Here is a 21,603-nt window from a genome sequence, read left to right as displayed (position 1 = left end):
TCATGGCAAAGAAAAATAAACAAGAATTAAAAGCATATTTCAAAGCTGGAAAGAGACCTACTGAAAGCCAGTTTGGAGACTTAATAGATAGTTATGCTCATCTAGATGAGTTCTCAGAGTATTCCACTTTTGTAGAATTTCCTGCAAATTATAAGGTAGGAGACTACATAGAGTTTTTAGATTTTGCACCTTCCAGTGCAAGTGCAGGAGGATTCTATGAGATATCTCTGGCTTATACAAGAGGAAATATTGCTTGTGGAGCCACTCATAGGGCAGGCGTTTCACATTCAAATCCGGATATCTGGAAAGAATGTGGAGCAGTTAATAAGAATAATTATATCGATAGTGAACCCAATTATAGTTTTACAGTTGATGTAAATGGTGGAAAATGTAGGTTTCGGATCAGGGCAATTCATACCTATGGATCGACAGACCAGGTGTTAAAAGTTTTTATTAAAATAAGATCGATTAATAAAAATGATGGATGGGCAGCAATAGATAACAGAGGCAATAGCTCCACTTCTGTTCCTCTTCAGCCGATGACCAATGAATGGAGCCTATTGGTCGGAAATCTAGCCTCTAAAGAAAGTGCTAAAATAGCATTAAAAGTAAATAGAGATGGAAATGTAGGTATTGGAACTGCTACCCCTGAAACGAAACTTAATGTAGTGCATGAAAACTCTGCTAATCAGAACGCAACGGTTGCAAAATTTACCACTACCGGAGCTACAGGGGGAAGTAATATATTAAGCCTCTCTTACCATAATAAAGCCAATTTGGAATTAAATTCCGGGTTTTCAGGCTTAGGAAGACGATACGGAGATTACTTTGACTTCAATATAGAAAATGATAATTCTTATGATCCTAACTTTGGATCTATCAATTTCGTAACCAGTCAAAATATTAAAATGACTGTAAAACCTAATGGAAATGTAGGAATAGGAACCGTTAATCCATTATCTAAGTTGGATGTCAGGGGAACTATTTATGCAGGGAACGGAGACGGTACACAAGGGAATAATGCCATGGCGATCCGTTATGAAGATGGTTCGGTAAATAACTGGGGATCATTAAGAAGCAGTGCAGAAACTTATATGAGTTTTGGAGTTAAAGCTGATCCTAATGCTGGATTAAAATGGTTATCGACAACGAGTGCCTTTCCTCGCTTTAATACAGCGGTAGTTACAGGAAGTGAAGGAATTAAATTTTTAAGTTCAGGTTTTCAGCAGACCGCTTTAGATCTTCCAGTCAGCATGAATGAACTGATGAGAATTAGTCCAAATGGAAATGTAGGAATTGGCACAGAAACTCCACAGCAGAAACTTGATGTACAAGGAGCAATCATGTCCCAGATCAGTAGCAATGAAGGGGGAGCTATCTATTTAGATAATAAGACTAAAACAGCACCGGGTACAGCAAACAGATGGGCCATTTATAATATGACAGGGCAATATTCCAATAGTTTACAATTCTGGAATTACTTTTCAGATGGTGGAGGTGGTGCCAGACTCGTATTGTCTGATACCGGAAATATGGCATTACATGGTAAACTCGAAGCAAAAGACGTAGTGATTACAGCTACTCCTACAGCAGATCATGTTTTTGCAGCTGATTATAAATTGCGAGAGATAGCTGAACTTGAAAAATTTATTTCTGAAAAAAGCCATCTTCCGGAAATTCCTTCTGCAAAAGAAATGACTGATAGTGGATTGTCCGTAGGCGATTTTCAGATCAAACTCCTTCAAAAAATTGAAGAATTAACACTCTACATGATCTCTATGAAAAAAGAGATTGACTCAAAACCTAATTAATCATGGCGAAAAAAGAAATTACAGTATTAAAGGAATACTTTAAGGCTGGAAAGAGGCCTACAGAAAGCCAATTTGGGGATTTTATTGACAGCTTTGCTCATCTGGATGATGCCAATATATTTTCACCCAACTATAAAGAGAAAAGTAACTTTAAATTTGTCTTTCCCGAACAAAAGGCAGATCAGGCAATTGATGTATTGCTAGGAAACGTGACAATTCATGGATGCCTTGAAATTGAGGTAGCGGGGTTTTATAATTTTCAAAACAGTGTAGGTACAATTAAAAAACAAATTGTTATTGGAGCTTTTAATGATAATAATATTTGGAGACCTCCGGTATCAAGAATTATAGAAGCTTCGGGAGAAATTGTTGATAATATTTATATCAGTGATATTGTTTGGGATAATACGATTAAACAGTATAAAATAACAATTTACCACACCAATTCAAGAGGGAATGAATATGTAGTAAGGTTGGCACACCAATCAACAGCAAATGCGGTTGTTGATAAAGCGGTTCTTTCAGATATTTATACCAATTCTCTTTCGGGACAGAAGAAACATTATGTACACTATAATGAAAATGTAGGGATAAAAACAAAAAAACCTGTCGCTCCGTTGGATGTTCAGGGAAAAATACTATTTGATACTGAATCTCCTGTTATAGGAGGTGTTGCGATCAGAGGCTACGATACGATGTGGGCTAGAGGGTATCATTTTCTTTCATCCGATGGAACTCAAAATGCAGGAGGTTTTGCAGCGGTGGGTGTACAGGATAAGGTTAATCTCTATTATATCGGAAAGTATGAAAGTAAGGTTGCCTCATTTAATCCGGAAAATAATCACAGTGCTTTCAGTGGAAATATCGAAGTAGCTGGAGAAGTAAAGTCTCAAAGCCAAAGAGTTTTCGACTATTCACCAACTATTTATTTAGATAGAAGTGTTGATTATGGTGGATATACCCAAGGAATCCAGACAAGATTATCTAATGGTACCAACAATTGGTTCTTTGGAAATGCCCATGAAGATACATTTGTAGTATCTACCGGATCATATGATGGAGGAAGGCAGCTTGTAGTGAATAGAAATGGTAATGCAGCCTTTAAGGGAAAAGTAGAAGCTAAAGACTTTGTAGTGTCTACGACTCCCACAGCAGATCATGTTTTTGCAGCTGATTATAAATTGCGAAAGATAGATGAACTTGAAAAATTTATTTCTGAAAAAAACCATCTTCCGGAAATTCCTTCTGCAAAAGAAATGACTGATAGTGGATTATCCGTAGGCGATTTTCAAATCAAACTCCTTCAAAAAATTGAAGAATTAACACTCTACATGATCTCCATGAAAAAAGAGATCGATGTTTTAAAACCGAACTAATCATGGCAAAAAAAAAAATTACAGAATTAAAAAACTACTTTAAAGCAGGAAAAAGACCTACAGAAAATCAGTTTGGAGATCTTTTGGATAGTTATTTACATCTGGATGATCCTACATCATTTCCCAGTAATTTTAAATATAAAGATCTATCAGTTAGATTTCCAAATCTGGAAAGCAATTTAGCGGTAGATATTTTGTTGGGAAATACAATACAAGGAAATATAGAAGTACAAGTTGTAGGAGCATGGAATAATGAAAATACGGTAGGTGTTATCAAAAAACAAATTATCATCGGAGCTAACCCTAATGGTGGTATATGGTATCAGCCTTTATCGAGGATTATAGAAGCATCGGGGCCTATCACAGATCATATTTATCTGGGAGATATCCTATGGGATAGCAGTATAGGGCAGTATAAATTAACAATCTATCATACACGCCAATCCGGAAATTCATATGCTATCAGACTAATGCAGCATTCTAATTCAACTGCTGTAATTGATAAAGCAGTATTATCTGACATTTATACCAATGTTCTTACCGGACAAAATAAACACTATGTTAACTACAATGATAATGTAGGAATAGGAACCAAGAAGCCTCTAGCTCCATTAGATATTCAGGGACGAATTTTACTTAATGCAGGGTCTAGCGTTGTAAGCGGTGTGGGAATTGTGGGATATACTACCCAGTGGTCCAGAGGATATAACTTTGTATCTCCAGATAATACACAACATTTGGGAGGTTTTGGTGCATTAGGTACTAATAGCCAAATTGATCACTATTTTGTGGGAAAATATGGTGGAAGTATTGCTAAATTTTTCGTGGGAGATGATCGTGTTTTTCTTAAGGGAAATGTAGGGATAGGAACCGAGGCTCCTGCAACAAAACTAGATGTGGTAGGAGAAATATTATCAGGAAGCAAATCTGCAACAGAAGGAGTGAATGCTTTAGCTATACGATACGAAAATGGTTCATTTAATAACTGGGGATCATTAAGAAGTGGTGCAGAAACATATATGAGTTATGGAGCCAAGGCATCGCCTTCCACAGCGTATGGATGGGTATCAAGTAATGCTTCATTTTCCAATTATAAAACAGCTATTACTGTAGGGAATGAAGGAGTGAAATTTTTGGGAAGTGCCAATGCACAAACAAGTATAAATTCACCAGTTGCTATGAATGAATTTATGAGAATTACTCCAAACGGTAATGTAGGAATTGGAACAAAGAATCCGGATCAGAAGCTTACGGTAAAAGGGAAAATCCACGCTGAGGATATTGTTGTGGATATGAATGTCCCTGCTGATTATGTCTTTCAAAAATATTTTGACGGACAATCTTCTATCAGACCAGAGTATCAAATGCCAACAATTCAGGAATTGGAATCTTTTGTACGAGAAAATAAACACCTTCCGGAAATTCCTTCCGGAGAAGCTATTGTAAAAGACGGTGTTAATCTGGGTGATTTTCAAATGAAATTACTTCAGAAGATTGAAGAATTAACACTTTATGTCATTTCTCAGAATAAAGAAATAGAACACCTGAAAGCTATTATTAAAAAATAATACGATTCAATATAACTTTTCAATATAAGGACTCCCTCAAATTTAATTTGAGGGAGTTTATTGTTGATCAAAAATCTAGATTATATAAAAACAAAAAAACCTCTGAATGATCAGAGGCTTTAAAGTGGTTTCTCCAGGAATCGAACCAGGGACACATGGATTTTCAATCCATTGCTCTACCAACTGAGCTAAGAAACCATATATTTAGTATTGACTTACTTCGTTGTTTTAAAGTGTTGCAAAAGTATAACATTTTGTAATATCACGCAAGTTTTTCTGGGTATTTTTTCTTGGAAAATACTGTATTTATCTGTTTTTAATTCCAAGAGCTTGCTCATCAGTGACTTGTTAAATGTACTTTAATCGTAAAAATAATACCTTATCTATTATATGGATTGTTTTACTGAATATCTTTTCTGTAAAAAGTAATGTTGTAAGATGTTTCAGAAGCTCCAGGAAATTTTACTACACAAAGTTTAGCAAAATATTCTTTTGATTGGTAAGAAGAACAGACATCTTTGTCACTTGAGGTTGAGCCTTCCAGATTAAGCCCTGTTGTATGGATTTCGTTCTGTATATTTTCAAAATTATTTTTGTCTTCAGGAACATAAGATATAACAACACTTTGATTATCTAATATCCGCATTACAACCATGGTGCGGCTCAGCTTTCCTTTTTCATAGTAAACTTGTTTTGTGCCATCGCCTATTGTTCTTTCCTGCCTGAAAATATAGCCTTTATTTTTTATGTATTCGATATTTTTATCAATTTTGTTACTGGCCAAAAAAGAAAGGTCTTTATAATTCAATTGTGCTATACACCAGAATGGAGATAATAAAAGAAAGAGGAGTAAATTTTTCATAACTATTTTGGATTAAAAAGCGACGGGCAATAAATGTTCTATATCTAATTTTAAAATAATAGATCATTTATTGATTGTGTTTTTCAAATGTAAAAAGTTTTTGAATAGAAAGTTAACAAAAAAATCAGAATCATTCAGATGCAGACCCAGCTTTCATCCCTGTTGAATTGTATTACTTTTTTTAATGAATAATAGACGAATCCAGATCATATGTGTGAGAAAGAATATTTTTTCATTCTTTGTTTTTTAATTAACTTGCGAAGATAAAAATTAGTAATGCGCCTTGTAACATTAGAAGATACCAGAGATATTTTTATTAAATTTCATCAAAGAGGATTACCCTTTCTTTTTTCCAAACTAAAAATAGATTCTTATCAAAGAACGAAAAGTGCTTTTAATGAAAAAGAAATTGAAACATCTAATTTTTGGTGCATTCCTGAAGTTCGGTTAAGATGGAATCAGTTGGTTACGGGTGATCCCAATACTACATATGAAGAATATCTCAGCAGAAATTATTTTAGAGATTCTGCAGAAGTAAAAGTTCTGGCATTGGGTTCTGGAGTTTGTAGTCATGAGCTCCTTCTAGCAGAGCTTAATCCTCACTGGCAAATAGACTGTTTTGACTTCTCAGATAAACTTCTGTCTACTGCTAATGATATTGCAAAAGACAAAAACCTTCATAATATTTCTTTCTATGCAGAAAACATCATGACCTATGATTTCGAACCTGGAAAGTATGATATGGTATTTTTTCACGCTTCTTTGCATCATTTTGAACATATTTTTCAATTTTTAAAAGACGTAGTCATAAAAAGTTTAAAACCTACAGGTCATTTAGTTATTAATGAATTTGTTGGAAAAAGCAGACTTCAATATTCAAAAGAACAAATTCATTATATCAATAAGGCATTAGAGATCATTCCTAAACAATATAGAAAGATATATAAGACCAATCTTTACAAAAACCATTATTATGGAAGTGGAGTCTTAAGGATGATCATAGCAGATCCTTCCGAATGTGTAGATTCTGAAAGTATCATTCCTGCTATTCATAAATATTTTGACATTGTTGATGAAAAAGCAGTAGGAAATAATCTACTTCAAAGTGTATTTAAAGACATTGCTCATCATTTTGTAGGAAATGAGATGCCAGACTCAGAAAAACAAAAAATACTACAGGAAATTTTCCAATTAGAGGATGAGTTCCTGAAATCAAATCTAAGTGATTTTGTATTCGGAGTATACCAATTAAAAGAAAATAATATTGATTAGGCTCAACATATGCCTATCTCTTTAAAAACTTTAGAAAATCACAATACAAAAAAATAAAAAGCCTCTGAATAATCAGAGGCTTTTCAAGTGGTTTCTCCAGGAATCGAACCAGGGACACATGGATTTTCAATCCATTGCTCTACCAACTGAGCTAAGAAACCATTATATTTTGATTTACTTTGTCGTTTTTAAAGTGGTGCAAAAATATACTATTTTGTAATACTATGCAAGTTTTAATACTTTTTTTTGTTTTTATTTAATATTGTAACCTTCAGAATTGTTTTCTAAATCATTCCAACCGAAATCTCTTATTCATTTGCCTGATAAAGGTTTATTTATTCCTACAAAAAGAACCTAAAAATAATAAAGTCATTATCCAAGGTGCAAGGCTGTTATAGTCGATAGAAATGCTGTTAAAAGATTAACAGAAGAAGAAAATGCTACAATATAAATTAGTAACCTTAAGCAGATATATAATTTGTAGACAAATAAGAAAACAAAAAAACCTCTGACTAATCAGAGGTTTTAAAGTGGTTTCTCCAGGAATCGAACCAGGGACACATGGATTTTCAATCCATTGCTCTACCAACTGAGCTAAGAAACCATTATATTTTTGATTGACTTACTTCGTTGTTTTAAAGTGATGCAAAAGTAGTAAGTTTTAGTATACAAAGCAAGTATTCATCGTGCTTTTTTTAATTAAAACTAAAAACTTATTGATTATCAGTTGGATTATTTTCCTGCTCCTTTCTGATTTGTTCACTCATTTCTTCCAGTACAGGTTTTATCGTACTTTCAGGAAGATCACTGATTCTAATATACATCAATCCGTCAATAGCATCGTTAAAGTTCGGATCAACATTAAATGCAATTACTTTAGCATTCTGTTTGATATATTTTTTAATCAAAACGGGTAATCTTAATTCAGGTTCCAGGTCGTCAATAATCTTATCCAATTTGTTAAGATCCGATTCCATTTCGTCAAAGAAAAGACTTTTGTCTCTGTCTCGAAGCTTTACCTTATACTCATTTCTTGGAGTGATATACTGAGCCACTGCGGAATCAAAATAATTGGAACGCATAAACTCAATCATCAGAGATTTGGAGAATTCAGAAAACTTATTCGAGATACTGACTCCTCCCATTAAGAATTTATGATCAGGATTTCTCAGACAAACATGTACAATTCCTCTCCATAAAAGGAAAAGTGGAAGCGGTTTCTGCTGATATTCCTGACAGATGTAAGCACGGCCCATTTCAATTACCTTTTTAAAAAAAGGGTGAATGTCCTGCTCAAATTCAAATAAAGAGCTTGTATAAAAACCTTTGATACCGTATTTTTTCATTACCTCCCTGCCTAATGCCATTCTGTAGGCTCCGGCCAGTTTTTTCTCACCATTATCCCAGAGGAACAGATGATGGTAATGTTTGTCATACTCATCAAGGTCAAATGGAAGATTACTTCCTTCTCCTACCGCACGGAAAGTTAATTCTCTCTGGCGTCCAATCTCCCTCATAATTGAAGGAATTTCTTCGTAGGTGGTAAAGTAAATTTCGTAGTTTCCGTTGCTGAACAGCATTTTTTCTGTCCCTCTCAGTTTATCAACATCTTTTACGATATCTTCTATAGGAGTTTCATCAATAATGTTCTGAACAATATTTTCCTCTTTCAATAAAGGGAATTTTACAGAAAGGTTTTGAAGATTGATGCTTTGGGCCAGAGATTTTCTTTTTTCGTAGTACGATTTCATCATATAAACCTTACGTTTTAGAAATTCTCCCAGTTCCTCAATCGTTTCCATCTCATCCATTGCTTTTACAGAGATTGGTTTTCCAATCCTGATTCTGATAGGTTTCTCTCTATCATTCATCATTTCTGCAGGAAGCATAAGCGTTTGTAAACTTGGGTGAAGTTTAGCTACCTGATAAAAAAGGCGGCTGTTTTTTGCATGGAAATACATAGGAACAACGGGCACTTTAGACATTCTGATAAGCTTTAGTGCCGTTTTTTCCCATTCTTTATCTAAAATTTCTCCATAAGGATTGTTTTTGTTAGAAACTTCTCCTGCCGGAAAAATGCCTACACAGCCTCCATTCTGTAAGTGCTTGAGTGTTTCACGCATTCCAGAAGAACTGCTGTAAGCTTCTTTTCTGTTTTCAAAAGGGTTCACTGAGATTACGTACGGTTCCATAGGCTTGATCTTTTCCAAAAGGAAATTTCCCATTACCTTAAAATCGGGACGAACCTCCGATAAGATCTTGCACATTAGAATTCCGTCAATAGCACCCAGCGGGTGATTGGAAACCAAAACAAATGGTCCCGTTTTTGGAATTTTTGCCAGATCCTCTTCAAAAGCTACATAGCTTAGGTTTCTTTCTCTTACAAATGAGTCGAAAAAGTCTTTGCCTTCCTTATCTTTTAGTTTATCGTATAGTCTATTTACTTCATTTATTTTAGCAATGCTCATCACAGCAGATGCTACCGGGTTCTTAAGGAACCCGATTTTACTTAAGCCGGAAGCTTTGATCAGATCGTTTTTCGAAATTAAACTCATGTGTGTTTAGTCGCAATTAATATTATTGTGTTACCATTTGAAGTGTATTCTTGGAAATTTGTTCCAATAATACATTTTTTTCGTGGTAAAATCTATCAATGTGATCCATCTTCGCATTTCTTACTGTGAATAAAGATACATTTTTAATTGCTTTGGTTTTAAAAATTTTTTGAAGCTCTTCGTTAAGTTCTTCAAGGTGATTAAATTTATCTTCCAGACATAATGCCAGGGATATGGCAGAATTCTGCATTAGGGAAACTTTAATTTTATATTTGGATAAGTATCCGAATATCAAGCTCATGTGGTCTTCGGCAATGAAAGAAAAGTCTCTGGTAGAGATTTTTAAAAGATCCTGATTCTCTTTAAGAATATAAGATTCCTCTTGCTGATTCTTGTCCGAAGCACCTACTTTAGTTCCTTCTTTAGTAGGATCTACGAAAGATTTTACATAAAAAGGAATATCTTTTTGTTGTAATGGCTGTAACGTCTTCGGGTGAATTACACTTGCTCCATAATAAGCCATTTCAATAGCTTCTTCATAAGAGATATTGGAAAGCAGAGAAACATCATCAAATTTTCTTGGATCTCCGGTCATCACTCCCGGTACATCCTTCCAGATCGTCATGGCATCAGCATTTAAGCAGTACGCAAAAATAGCAGCAGAGTAGTCAGAACCTTCTCTTCCTAATGTTACAGTAAAGTTATTGTCATCAGAGCCAATAAAACCTTGTGTTACATAACAGATCTCAGGATTTAAATTGGAAATAAACTCTTCTGTTTTTGCCCAGTCTACAGTTCCTTCTCTGTAGGAATTGTCAGTTTTAACATAGTCTCTTGCATCCAGCCATTGATTGGTAAATTGAATCTCATTCAGATATTCACTTACGATTTTGGTGGAAATCATTTCTCCGCAGCTTACTACCTGATCATACACGAAGTTATAATTAGGTGATTTATTTCTTCTTAAGAAAGAATCAATATCGTCAAAAAAGAGATTGATTTCAGCAAAAACCGCATGATTTTCAGGAAACAGACCGTCCGCAATCTCGATGTGTTTTCGTTTTATCTTTTCAATCTCAGTTTGATAGTTATCTTTCTTGAAATAAAGTTCTACAACTTTTTCCAACTCATTGGTCGTTTTGCCCATCGCTGAAATTACCAGCAAACATTTAGCAAATCCCTGGCTTTGTAGAACCATGGACACATTTTTCACACTGTCGGCGTCTTTCACAGACGCGCCACCAAACTTGAAAATTTTCATTAAATTGTTAAAAATAAAATTGTTAGATAAAAATTACATGAGTTTTTTACGGACGACAAAATTATAAATTTACAGCGAGATATGAAATAGGCTGATGATAACGGAGAATTAAGATTTCCTTAAAATACCCATGAATGAAATATTTGGCAACGGTTGAATGCAGGAATAGAGGGGATTAAGTTATATTAAGAATCTTATTTATTCCATACTTTTATTTGATATTTATTTTTTGGAATTCAAAAAGAGAAATCTGTATCCATAACCTTTGATTTTCAGGAGAGACAACTTTTAGCTTATTTAATAGAAAAATAAAAAACAACTGCCTTAGCCAAAACCTAAAAATTCGCTTAAAAAAGGTTACAATTATAATATTTTTTTCATTTTCTATTCAAGCTTTATATTAAAAATAGATAATCAGAATTTTTCATTGGTTTGGGATAACGAAATGGGAAGGCGAATCATTGATTGTATTTATTATTATGTTTTATTTGGTCTGTATTGTGTTGATATACAGTGTTTAATCTCTTTTGTAATTTAATTTTCTTAATGCAATAAATTTTCCGAAATTTGGGAAAACGTAAAAAGTAAAATATGTCAAATCAACCATTACAGACTTTAGGAGAATTTCTTATCGATAAACAGGACGATTTTCAGTATTCAACAGGTGAATTTTCTCGTCTTCTGAGTGCAATAAGATTGGCTTCTAAAGTGGTTAACAGAGAAGTAAATAAAGCCGGAATTGTAGATATTACAGGAGCTGCAGGAAACCAGAATATTCAAGGGGAAGAACAGCAGAAATTAGATGTCATTGCAAACGAAATTTTTATTACAGCTTTGTCTCAAAGAGAGGTTGTTTGTGGTATTGCTTCTGAGGAAAATGATGATTTCATTGATATTAAATGTGGAGAAAACGGCCATTTAAGTAAATATGTGGTATTGATTGATCCTTTGGATGGGTCTTCAAACATCGATGTGAATGTTTCTGTAGGAACCATTTTCTCAATTTACAGAAGAGTTACCGAACCAGGAACCCCAGTACAGCTTGAAGATTTCTTGCAGAAAGGAGTTAATCAGATCGCAGCAGGATATGTAATCTATGGTTCTTCTACTATGATTGTTTATACAACAGGAAATGGAGTGAACGGATTTACATTAGACCCTTCTTTAGGAACTTACTATTTGTCCCACCCGAACATGACTTTCCCAAAAACAGGTAAGATTTATTCCATTAACGAAGGAAATTATATTAAGTTCCCTCAGGGAGTAAAAAATTACCTTAAATATTGCCAGATGGAAGAAGGTGATCGTCCTTATACTTCCAGATATATTGGTTCCCTGGTTGCTGATTTTCATAGAAATATGCTGAAAGGGGGAATTTATATTTATCCGTCTTATTCTCAGGCTCCCAATGGTAAATTAAGATTATTATACGAGTGTAATCCAATGGCTTTCCTTGCAGAGCAGGCAGGTGGAAAAGCTACAGATGGTTTCAGAAGAATTCTGGAAGTAGAACCTACAGAACTTCACCAGAGAATTCCGTTTTTCTGCGGAAGCATCGACATGGTGGAGAAAGCAGAAGAGTTTATGCGTATTGACAGCGTAAAATAATGAAAGCATCCTATTTTAAATATGTATTAGAATTCAAACGCCCGAGTGGAACATCTCGTGGCGTTTTGCTTGATAAGGAGACCTTTATCCTTGAAATTTCAGAAGATGGAAAGAAAGGAATAGGAGAGTGTGCAGTCTTCAGAGGGCTGAGCTTTGATGATAAGCCGGACTATGAAGAAAAGTTAATATGGCTTTGTGAAAATATTGACCTAAATCCGGATTTCTTAAAAGAAGAATTAAAAGACTTTCCATCTATTTGGTTCGGATATGAACAGGCTGTTCAGAATCTAAAGTTGGGTGAAAATCTTTATTTTCCAAGTGAGTTTACAGAAGGAAAATCTGCTATTACCATCAATGGGTTGATCTGGATGGGTGATGTTGGATATATGGAAGAACAGATCCAGGATAAACTCGAAAAAGGATTTCATTGCATTAAATTAAAAATTGGTGTCGATTGGAAATCTGAACATATTATTCTTCAGGAATTAAGAAGGAAATTTTCAAAAGAGCAGCTGGAGCTCCGGGTAGATGCTAATGGTGGCTTCAGTATAGATGAAGCTGGTATAGTTCTGCAACAATTGGCAGATTTACATATTCATTCTATTGAACAGCCTATTAAAGCCGGAAATTGGAAGGGTATGGCAGAATTGTGTGCTCAGACGCCTACTCCTATTGCTCTGGATGAGGAATTGATTGGAATTACAGACTTGGAAGAGAAGAAAAAGCTTTTAGAAACCATAAAGCCGCAGTATATTATTTTGAAACCTGCGCTAGTAGGAGGTTTTGCTGGTTCCGATGAATGGATTTCCCTGGCAGAGGAGCAGAATATTGGGTGGTGGATTACTTCAGCATTGGAAAGTAATATCGGCTTAAATGCCATTGCACAATATACCTTCACAAAAAAAAGCCCAATGCCACAAGGTTTAGGCACCGGAGCTTTATTTACAAATAATTTCGAATCCAATCTGGAGCTTAGAAATGAGCTGTTGTGGTTCAAAAAATAATTAGCAAGTTGGATTACCTGAATGTTCCCAATCCCATTCTTTGCAACATCTGGCTCTGGAGTCCCATATATTGCAACCTATGGGTACAACCGGGATATTTCCTCCGTTAATGATTTTCAATTCTCTTTTTTCTAATTTTTTTAGATTTTTCATAATTAATTTTTTTATGATGAGGTAATTGGATCTTGACTTAATAAAAAACTCCAATGTTATAAATTTTTAAGTATTGGAGTTTTTATGGATCAATAATTCTGATTCAGTTTAGATCTCAGAAATGAGTCATAATAGTTCAATATGTAGAATGGAATTAGCAAGTTGGCCTGCCTTGATTCTCCAAATCCCATTCTTTGCAACATCTGGCTCTAAAATCCCACCTGTCACAGCCTATAGGGATTTCCGGGGTATTTCCTCCATTAATGTTTTTTAATTCTCCTTTGCTTAGTTTTTTTGAGTTGTTCTCTAGGTTTTTCATGATTGTTATTTAATTTTGTTTGATAGTTTTATCGAGTGATGAGTAAGATTAGCCACAAAATGGTGGTGGTGCATCTGGGCATGTAGGACTGTTACAGTATTCTGTTTGCCACTCCCTACAACATCTTTTTCCTGCATCCCATGTGTCACAGCCAATAGGAATATCTCCTCCTTTAACGATTTTTAGTTCTGCTCTCTGAAGTTTTTTTAGATTTTTCATAACTGACATTTTTAAATAATTGATAATTAGGCATAGTTTGGGAATGAAATTATTCAGGAGATGTAAGGGAAGGGGGAATCCCAAAATTTACAGTATGCTGTAAAATAATTTCATTTCAGAGCCAATAGAAGAGTATTAATAAAAAAGTCCAATGCCACAAGGTTTAGGCATTGGAGCTTTATTTACAAATAATTTTGAATCAAGCTTAGATCTCAGAAATGAGTTGTTGTGGTTCAAAATATAAATATATTAAGGGCAAGTTGGTTTATCCGAATATCCCCAATCCCATTCTTTGCAACATCTGGCTCTCTCATCCCAGAGGTTGCAGCCTATGGGTGCTACTGGAATATTTCCTCCTTGGATAGTTTTTAGTTCTCCTTTTTGTAGTTTTCTTAGATTTTTCATAATTACTATTTTTAATGATTAATGAGTTTTTGCTTATTTATAAAGGTCCAATGTCATAGTATTGAGACATTGGAGTTTTATTTTTTTGATATAATGGCGAAAAATTAATTACAAAATGGAGGTGGTGCATCAGGACAGCTAGGATTGTTGCAGTAGTCAAGTTCCCACGATCTACAGCATCTGTTTCTTCCATCCCATTCTATACATCCCATAGGGATATAACCTCCTTTGATAGTTTTTAATGTTGCTCTTTTTAGTTTTTTGCTATTTTTCATAACTGCTATTTTTGGTGATTTTAACGGAAAAGTCCAATGCCACAAAGTTTAGGCATTGGAGCTTTGTTTGTAAATAATTTCGAATCCCGTTTTAATCTCAGAAAGAGCTTATTTGGGTTCAAAATAGGAATGAAGTAATTAATTAGCAATATGGAGGAGGTGAATCCGGACAAGTGGTACCACCACAGTAGCCTTCTGCCCATGCTCTACAACAAGCTGCAGCCGGATTCCAGTTATTACATCCCAGTGGAGGTCTTCCTCCATTAATTCTCTTTAATTCTCCTTTGTTTAATTTTCTTAGATTTTTCATTGTATATATTTTAATTTGTTTGATAAGTAAATATCTAAAATCATTTTAAATTATACAATATGTGGTGAATTAATTTATTGATTTTTAACAGAATAATAGAATTTTTATATCAATATGTCAAAAGTGAAAGTTGAAATATATTAATCATCATTCATGAAAAAAGTCACTAAGAAAAATCCCTGCAAAATAATGTAGGAATTATAATAATGGAGTTCGGAGATATTTAAAGGGTAAAGTAATTATAGGGTCGGATAATTAATTGTTTTTTTAAAAAAGGTTATTATTCATTTAAATCACATCTTTTACGAAAATGGCTTTCTTTATATAAGTTAAAATATATGAAAACCTTTTTTTTATATTTTTCATGATAAAAAAAATTGTAATTCTCTATTATTTGAATTGGCAATCATTATGCCATTTATAAGGTCCATGGCAACTTTAACATAAGGCTGATTTTATAGGATTTTTTTAATTAATCGTTAAGAAATAATTGTGAAAATATTTTCGTTATTTTTAATTCTATTGCTAATAAGATTCCTATCTACTCCATATAAATTTTGAAAAATATCATTCTGTACCTGTGAACTGGAAAGGTATCCCCAATGGTTTCCGACTTCAAATTTAAAGCTGCTTAATACATCATCTTTCACGAAAGTACAATCGATGATAGAAACGATATCTTTATAAGGCGTAATATCACTCGGTCCGTTTTTACCAAGTCTTGGAGTAAGAATATTCTTGGTAAACTGGGAGACTCCCAGGATGAGATCCTGCCTGTTCAGATAAATAGAAATCCGGTTAGCCAGCAGAGGTAATTTATTGAAAGAATCTTCAGAGTCTTCAAATACTTTATAAGAAACATCAGCATTCAATAAAATTACCTGATCGATAACCCTTAGAATATTTTCTCTTTTAAAACTGTACAGCATACTTTGAAGTACTCTGTTTCCCAAAGAGTGAGCCATAATATGAATTCTCTGGTTGCATGGGATCAGGTCCCGGTTGGAAAAAATATCCTTTAAAAATTGGGTGTAAAAATAAAACAGTCTCAGCAATGATGTTCCGGAATTGATGCTTGATGCCTTGTCATCAAAATAGCTCAATGGAATAATACTGCCGGAAGCCGGCCAGCTCACAAATAAAATATGTTCAACAGGAGAAGCTGGATTGTCAATGAATATTTTTTTTAGATCAAGAATAGCCTTTAACTCATCATCAAAGTCATACAGATAACCATGGATGAATATTAGAACATCACTTCTGTCCTTGGTGGCAGACATATTTTTGTATAATTCGTAGAACAGTCGTTGGGTTCCGCCAAGATTATTGGCTGTAAGGGGAGAGGATTGAATCCCTTTTTCATTCAGTAAAACTTCCAAAACTTCTTCATAGCCTTGCTTTTCAGGTTCAGAGAACAATTTGTAATTCAGAATGTTTCTGTTGGTATAGTCTTTTTTCTTTTTGGCCGCAGCTGTAGGTTCCTTATAACTGTCAAAATCACATTTTGCAATCCTGAAGTTAGGAATTGAATATTCGTCATTGGAAAAAGAATCTACTTTTTCGCCTTTATGACGGACGATTTTCCGATTGCTTAAGATGTAAACGGCCATGATTAGTTTTTTATAAAGTTAATAAAAATAATGAATCAAAATACCCCTTTCGGGTGATTTGTTAAAACTCCTGGTTTAGGTAATTTTAATACCACTAAAACTAATACCATGGAAACCTTTATCTACTATGTGGAAAAGATTTATAATACCATTAAAGCGAATGGGATTTATATCTTTTTGTCTGTTTTCTTTGTCTTTTTACTATTCGTAGTTTCGGATGTAAGTAATGATTTTATTTATGCTTTGGGTGATGCAGGCAATCTGCCTAATATCTTTTATATTGTGTTAGCATTTATATTACTTACTATTTCCTTATGGGTAATTCCAGGAGCATTTTTAAAAACATTTTTAGGTTCTAAAACAGAGCCTAAAGTCGTAGAATTTTATTATCGTGGTTTTGAAAAGATCTATAACGGCCGGAGAAACAAAAAACGAAACCAGGTTCCGGTAAAGTATATAGCGATAGCTCCCTGGATTATTTATAACACTACATTAGTGGTGTGTTTGGCAAAATCTTTAGTTGAGTTGATAAAGAAGGAGGAACGTAAAGAGTGGATAGATAAAGACTTAACATATATTGCCTTATTTGTACTTATATTGATTTTATCCTTTACTGTTTTAGCTGTATTAAATCAAAAATCAAGTAAGCTATATCGTCTTTTTATAGCCAATAGAAATCACAAAAAGGTATTGAATGCATTTTTGATGTTTTTTGTCACTTTTCTTGTATTTCCGTTAATAGTTTTCATTTTTAAAGATATACAATTGGAATTAAGTACAGAAATATCCTATTGCTACTTTTTGATTGCTCTGATCATTTACAATTTCTTATGCATTTTGATGACATTTTTATTTTTGATTTATAAGGAAAAAGAGAGAGCAGATACAAAATCCAGGTATGAATTCAGTAGAAAAATTCATCGAGCAGTACTGATTTTGAGTGGACTTTTTTTATTAATTTTCTGTGTGCTGAGTTTATATTCCAAGCTGATATGGATATCTCCTACAGTGATATTAATTATTGTTTCTGCTGTTTTGGTATTGGTCTTCGAATTATTATATACAACCCCAAGAATTATTATTACGATCAGCTATAGCAGAAAGAAACCAACAGCTAAGTATGATTGGCAGGAGTATATTTTTTTGGGAAGCTTAATTCTGTTAGCTCTCTATTTTTTAATTCTTGGGGATAAAAAAATCTATATGATAAAAGGCTCAAATGAGGATGTATTTCAATTTACAAAAAAACCAGATACATTGATAGATAAGAGAGATACCTTAGAAGATAAATTTTGTGAATGGCTTCGTCATAACCACCATATTGATGATCCAAATAATGATGAACCTATTGATGTGTTTCTTATTTCCGGGCAAGGAGGTGGGTCTACTGCCGGAACGTGGCTGCTTTCGGGATTACTTAATGCGGATGCTACCAATCCACAGTTTTATAAAAATATTTTTAGTATTTCCACAGTTTCAGGATCGTCTAATGGAGCCAATTTTTACCTCGCCATTAAAACTAATAATGTTTTGTCTGAAGATATCGATGCCAGTTTTATTAAAGAAGAAAGGGATAATATAGTACGTAAAATTTATAACAGAAATTATTTTAGCAGTAATTTTTTAGGGTTGATGTTTTCTGATTTCACGATTAATCCTCTTATTTCCATTTCCAGTAAAAAGATTGATAGAAATTATATCCTGCAAAAGGAAGAAGCTAATGCAATGGGAGAAGCAGCTGAATTAATACATGTAAAGAATTTGGATTCTGTTAGATCTTATTTTGATCAGAATTATTTCAATTTGTGGTATCCTAAGGAGGAGAAGATGAACTCTCAAAAGCCTTTAAACCCTTTGCTTTTTCTTAATACAACGTTAATGAATACAGGCGAGAAAGCCATTTTTTCTCCTGTTAAATTTTGTAATCGAGGAATTCGTGCACGAGATATTGCTGAAGAATTTGCCAAAACAAAAGAAGGTGAAAGTAGTTATATTCCCATTTCTGCTGCTGTTGCACAAAGTCAGGCATTTCCAATATTGAGTACCTATAATTTGGTGCCTGGCACAAGAAATCTTGGGGATGGTGGATTTTATGAAAATACAGGAACATCTACTACACTGGCAATTTATAAAAAGCTCAAAAAATATTATAAAGGAAGCCTTTCAGATCAGTATCCCAATAGGAAAATCCGGTTTATACTCATGTGCTTCATTTCAGAAGATGAGGAAGAATTAAAAAAGAAAAAAAATCTAGAACCTGCTAAAGAAAATACCTTTAATATTTTTGGGAAATCTATGATCTATTATACCATAAGCCAAACATATAAAACACCTTTTAAAGGACATGCTGAGGACGCATTAAAAGCTTTAGAGGAAGAAGTGAATATGATAAGCAAGAAGAAGGCGGCATAGATGAATTTTTAAGAATAGAGAATTCTGAGAAATTTGCGACCACAAGATTGATCAGTAAAAAAACAATTAACGAAATGCTTCAGTATGGAAGAAAAGATAAGGGAGCAGGAGTTATTATTGGTAATTTAAAAAGAATAGAAGCTAGCCGGAATGATTATTTCGCAAAGAATAAAGAGATTTCGGAAAACGAAAGAATAGTTCAGGGCCCAAAAAGTATGTATCATGGTTATGAATTGACTTCTAATGTGAAAAATATGGCAGGTGAATTGGGCGGGAATGCTGTAAGATATAAAAGGTTTTTAGATAGTATATCGACTGCAATGCGTAAAAATATTTCTGTCCCTACAGATAAAAAGATGTCTACAGTTTACCTTAATTATACTAAAAATGTTGATGAAAAACTTGTTAATGATATCAGTAATTATATCCGCAATAAAGTAAGTGCGACAATTTCTGAAGGAAGAAAAAACAACACCTATGTGTTTACGGTGCCAGGATATCAGAAAGTCTCTTTCTCAGGAGAAAATACGATACGGTATTTCAATATAGGAGATAAGGATTTGGCGGAAAGTCTTCAGAAAGAACTTTCTAAAAAAGGGGTTTATTTTGGGGTAAAGCCTGCTGGCTCTGAAAAAATATCAACTGTTGCTCCAAAAGGACGATTGGACATTTTAATCAATGATTTAAAAAATTATGAAAAAAGATAGTAAAGCTGTTATAAATTAGGGTTTTCTGAACCCCAAATTTTCCGTAACTTTGTACCACTTTTTTTGCTATAAACAAAAGCTAATTTAATGGAAGAAGAAAAAAAATCACTCAATTTTATTGAGCAAATTATTGAAGATGATCTGGCAAACGGTTTGAACAAGGATCAGATCCGTTTCCGTTTTCCACCTGAACCTAATGGTTACCTGCATGTAGGGCACACAAAAGCCATCTGCATCAACTTTGGGCTGGGTGAAAAATACAATGCTCCCGTAAACCTTCGTTTCGACGATACGAATCCTGAAAAAGAAGAACAGGAATTCGTAGATTCTATCATGAAAGATGTTGAATGGCTAGGTTTCAAATGGGATAAAGTTTTGTACGCATCCGATTACTTCCAGCAGCTTTACGATTGGGCAGTACAATTAATTAAAGATGGAAAAGCTTATGTAGATGAGCAACCCTCTGAAGTGATTACCGAGCAAAGAAAAAACCCTTCAGAACCAGGAATTGAATCTCCATATAGAAACCGTCCTGTTGAAGAGTCTTTAGATTTATTCGAAAGAATGAAAAACGGAGAATTCGAAAGCGGTTCAATGTCTCTTCGTGCAAAAATCGACATGGTTTCACCAAACATGAATATGCGTGACCCTGTTATGTATAGAATTTTAAATAAGCCTCACCATAGAACGGGTACGGCTTGGAAAATCTATCCAATGTACGATTGGGCTCATGGTGAATCCGATTATATAGAACAAATTTCGCATTCGCTTTGTTCTTTGGAGTTTGAAAATCACAGACCGTTGTACAACTGGTATTTGGATCAGGTTTATGAAGAAGGTAAGGTTAAGAACAAGCAAAGAGAATTTGCAAGAATGAATGTATCTTACATGATTACTTCTAAAAGAAAACTACAAAGATTAGTAGCTGAAGGAGTAGTGACAGGATGGGATGATCCAAGAATGCCTACCATTTCAGGAATGAGAAGAAAAGGTTTCACACCCACTTCTATCAGAAATTTTATTGATAAAGTAGGGGTGGCAAAAAGAGAAAATCTGATCGAGATCCAATTGCTTGATTTCTGTGTACGTGAAGACCTGAATAAGGTGGCTAAACGTGTAATGACCGTAGTAGATCCGGTAAAATTAGTGATCGAAAACTATCCTGAAGATAAAGAAGAATGGGTGGAAACTGAAAATAATCCTGAACAGGAGAATGCAGGAACCAGAGAAATTCCTTTCTCTAGAGAACTGTATATCGAACGTGAAGACTTCAAAGAAGAAGCTAATAATAAATTCTTCAGACTGAAATTAGGGGGTGAAGTTCGTTTAAAATCAGCATACATTATCAAAGCTGAAAGAGTAGAAAAAGATGAAAATGGAGAAATCACAACCATCTATGCTACTTATGATGAGAAGAGTAAGTCCGGAAGCGGAACAGAAGAAAGCTTAAGAAAAGTAAAAGGAACACTTCACTGGGTGTCGGCTAAACATGCAATCCCTGTAGAAATAAGAATTTACAACCAATTGTTTACCGTAGAACAGCCTGATGCTGAAAAAGATGTAGACTTCTTAAACTTTATCAACCCCGAATCTGTAGCTACGATTCAAGGTTTTGCTGAACCAAGCCTGAAAGATGTAGCTGTGGGTGAACCACTTCAGTTCCAGAGAATCGGATACTTTACAAAAGATCAGGATTCTACGGATGATGCATTGGTATTCAACCGTACAGTAACATTAAAAGATTCTTTTAAGCCTTAATAAGCTATAAGGAATAATCCATAAATAAAAAACAGGACTTAGAAATAAGTTCTGTTTTTTATTTATGTAAATTCTATGTGACTATGGGGTTCAAAATAATTTAATTTTTATTTTACCA

At 34.1% G+C, this 21,603-nt stretch carries 19 protein-coding genes and 3 tRNA genes; 9 read left to right on the top strand and 13 right to left on the bottom strand.

Annotated elements, in window-relative coordinates; genetic code table 11:
• The first annotated feature begins 2 nt into the window (after positions 1–2).
• The 3 genes from EL260_RS19465 to EL260_RS19455 are packed head-to-tail and all read left to right on the top strand — an operon-like array spanning position 3 to position 4,755.
• The gene (locus tag EL260_RS19465) at positions 3–1,811 is read left to right on the top strand and encodes a hypothetical protein (RefSeq protein WP_123857178.1); all 1,809 of its coding nucleotides are present in this window, start codon (positions 3–5) and stop codon (positions 1,809–1,811) included.
• A gap of 2 nt (positions 1,812–1,813) precedes the next feature.
• Positions 1,814–3,187 (top strand): hypothetical protein, encoded by a 1,374-nt coding sequence (locus EL260_RS19460; RefSeq protein ID WP_123857177.1) that lies wholly within the window; start codon positions 1,814–1,816, stop codon positions 3,185–3,187.
• Between the two features lie 2 nt (positions 3,188–3,189).
• Positions 3,190–4,755, top strand: a complete 1,566-nt coding sequence (locus tag EL260_RS19455) for a hypothetical protein (protein ID WP_123857176.1) — start codon at positions 3,190–3,192, stop codon at positions 4,753–4,755.
• Positions 4,756–4,880: 125 nt separating this feature from the next.
• Here EL260_RS19455 and EL260_RS19450 read toward each other — a convergent pair.
• Positions 4,881–4,953, bottom strand: a tRNA-Phe gene (locus EL260_RS19450).
• Between the two features lie 202 nt (positions 4,954–5,155).
• Positions 5,156–5,617: a hypothetical protein gene (locus EL260_RS19445; protein ID WP_123857175.1), complete on the bottom strand. Its 462-nt coding sequence runs from the start codon at positions 5,615–5,617 to the stop codon at positions 5,156–5,158.
• A gap of 276 nt (positions 5,618–5,893) precedes the next feature.
• On the opposite strand from EL260_RS19445, the gene EL260_RS19440 reads away from it, so the two are divergent.
• Positions 5,894–6,889, top strand: coding sequence for a class I SAM-dependent methyltransferase (locus tag EL260_RS19440; RefSeq protein WP_123857174.1), 996 nt, complete (start codon positions 5,894–5,896; stop codon positions 6,887–6,889).
• Positions 6,890–6,977: 88 nt separating this feature from the next.
• On the opposite strand, the gene EL260_RS19435 is transcribed toward EL260_RS19440, so the two are convergent.
• The 4 genes from EL260_RS19435 to EL260_RS19420 all read right to left on the bottom strand — a co-directional run bounded on the left by EL260_RS19435 (position 6,978) and on the right by EL260_RS19420 (position 10,705).
• Positions 6,978–7,050 (bottom strand) — tRNA-Phe (locus EL260_RS19435).
• 370 nt (positions 7,051–7,420) lie between these two features.
• Positions 7,421–7,493: transfer RNA gene (locus EL260_RS19430), tRNA-Phe, on the bottom strand.
• A 109-nt stretch (positions 7,494–7,602) separates the two neighbouring features.
• Positions 7,603–9,444, bottom strand: a complete 1,842-nt coding sequence (locus EL260_RS19425; protein ID WP_123857173.1) for a lysophospholipid acyltransferase family protein — start codon at positions 9,442–9,444, stop codon at positions 7,603–7,605.
• Positions 9,445–9,466: 22 nt separating this feature from the next.
• Positions 9,467–10,705, bottom strand: a complete 1,239-nt coding sequence (locus EL260_RS19420; protein WP_123857172.1) for an aspartate kinase — start codon at positions 10,703–10,705, stop codon at positions 9,467–9,469.
• A 591-nt stretch (positions 10,706–11,296) separates the two neighbouring features.
• Here EL260_RS19420 and fbp point away from each other — a divergent pair.
• A complete protein-coding gene (fbp, locus tag EL260_RS19415) occupies positions 11,297–12,313 on the top strand; it encodes a class 1 fructose-bisphosphatase (RefSeq protein ID WP_068944199.1) in 1,017 nt (338 codons plus the stop codon).
• Complete coding sequence (locus EL260_RS19410; RefSeq protein ID WP_123857171.1) at positions 12,313–13,317, top strand: o-succinylbenzoate synthase; 1,005 nt, start codon at positions 12,313–12,315, stop codon at positions 13,315–13,317. The genes fbp and EL260_RS19410 overlap by 1 nt, the downstream gene beginning before the upstream one ends.
• On the opposite strand, the gene EL260_RS25700 is transcribed toward EL260_RS19410, so the two are convergent.
• From EL260_RS25700 to EL260_RS19405, 7 genes are all read right to left on the bottom strand, one after another.
• A complete protein-coding gene (locus tag EL260_RS25700; protein ID WP_164464457.1) occupies positions 13,318–13,470 on the bottom strand; it encodes a bacteriocin-like protein in 153 nt (50 codons plus the stop codon).
• A gap of 154 nt (positions 13,471–13,624) precedes the next feature.
• Positions 13,625–13,789, bottom strand: coding sequence for a hypothetical protein (locus EL260_RS25695; protein ID WP_164466556.1), 165 nt, complete (start codon positions 13,787–13,789; stop codon positions 13,625–13,627).
• Positions 13,790–13,837: 48 nt separating this feature from the next.
• Positions 13,838–14,008, bottom strand: coding sequence for a bacteriocin-like protein (locus tag EL260_RS25690; RefSeq protein ID WP_164466555.1), 171 nt, complete (start codon positions 14,006–14,008; stop codon positions 13,838–13,840).
• A gap of 249 nt (positions 14,009–14,257) precedes the next feature.
• Entirely contained in the window at positions 14,258–14,413 is a 156-nt protein-coding gene (locus EL260_RS25685; protein ID WP_164466554.1) for a bacteriocin-like protein, read from the bottom strand.
• Positions 14,414–14,517: 104 nt separating this feature from the next.
• Positions 14,518–14,688 (bottom strand): bacteriocin-like protein, encoded by a 171-nt coding sequence (locus EL260_RS25680; protein ID WP_164466553.1) that lies wholly within the window; start codon positions 14,686–14,688, stop codon positions 14,518–14,520.
• A 142-nt stretch (positions 14,689–14,830) separates the two neighbouring features.
• Positions 14,831–14,998 (bottom strand): bacteriocin-like protein, encoded by a 168-nt coding sequence (locus tag EL260_RS25675; protein WP_164464460.1) that lies wholly within the window; start codon positions 14,996–14,998, stop codon positions 14,831–14,833.
• 479 nt (positions 14,999–15,477) lie between these two features.
• Complete coding sequence (locus EL260_RS19405) at positions 15,478–16,608, bottom strand: alpha/beta hydrolase (RefSeq protein ID WP_123857170.1); 1,131 nt, start codon at positions 16,606–16,608, stop codon at positions 15,478–15,480.
• A 108-nt stretch (positions 16,609–16,716) separates the two neighbouring features.
• Here EL260_RS19405 and EL260_RS19400 point away from each other — a divergent pair, with 108 nt between their 5' ends.
• From EL260_RS19400 to EL260_RS19390, 3 genes are all read left to right on the top strand, one after another.
• Positions 16,717–19,020 (top strand): hypothetical protein, encoded by a 2,304-nt coding sequence (locus EL260_RS19400; RefSeq protein WP_123857169.1) that lies wholly within the window; start codon positions 16,717–16,719, stop codon positions 19,018–19,020.
• Between the two features lie 74 nt (positions 19,021–19,094).
• On the top strand, positions 19,095–19,727 hold the full coding sequence (locus tag EL260_RS19395; protein WP_123857168.1) for a hypothetical protein: 633 nt from the start codon (positions 19,095–19,097) through the stop codon (positions 19,725–19,727).
• An 87-nt stretch (positions 19,728–19,814) separates the two neighbouring features.
• On the top strand, positions 19,815–21,485 hold the full coding sequence (locus EL260_RS19390) for a glutamine--tRNA ligase/YqeY domain fusion protein (RefSeq protein WP_123857167.1): 1,671 nt from the start codon (positions 19,815–19,817) through the stop codon (positions 21,483–21,485).
• Positions 21,486–21,603 lie beyond the last annotated feature (118 nt).

It is taken from the genome of Chryseobacterium nakagawai, assembly GCF_900637665.1.
GTDB classification, from domain to species: domain Bacteria; phylum Bacteroidota; class Bacteroidia; order Flavobacteriales; family Weeksellaceae; genus Chryseobacterium; species Chryseobacterium nakagawai.
The sequence above is the reverse complement of the archived record's forward strand: the minus strand, read 5'-3'. Positions and strand labels throughout refer to the sequence as shown.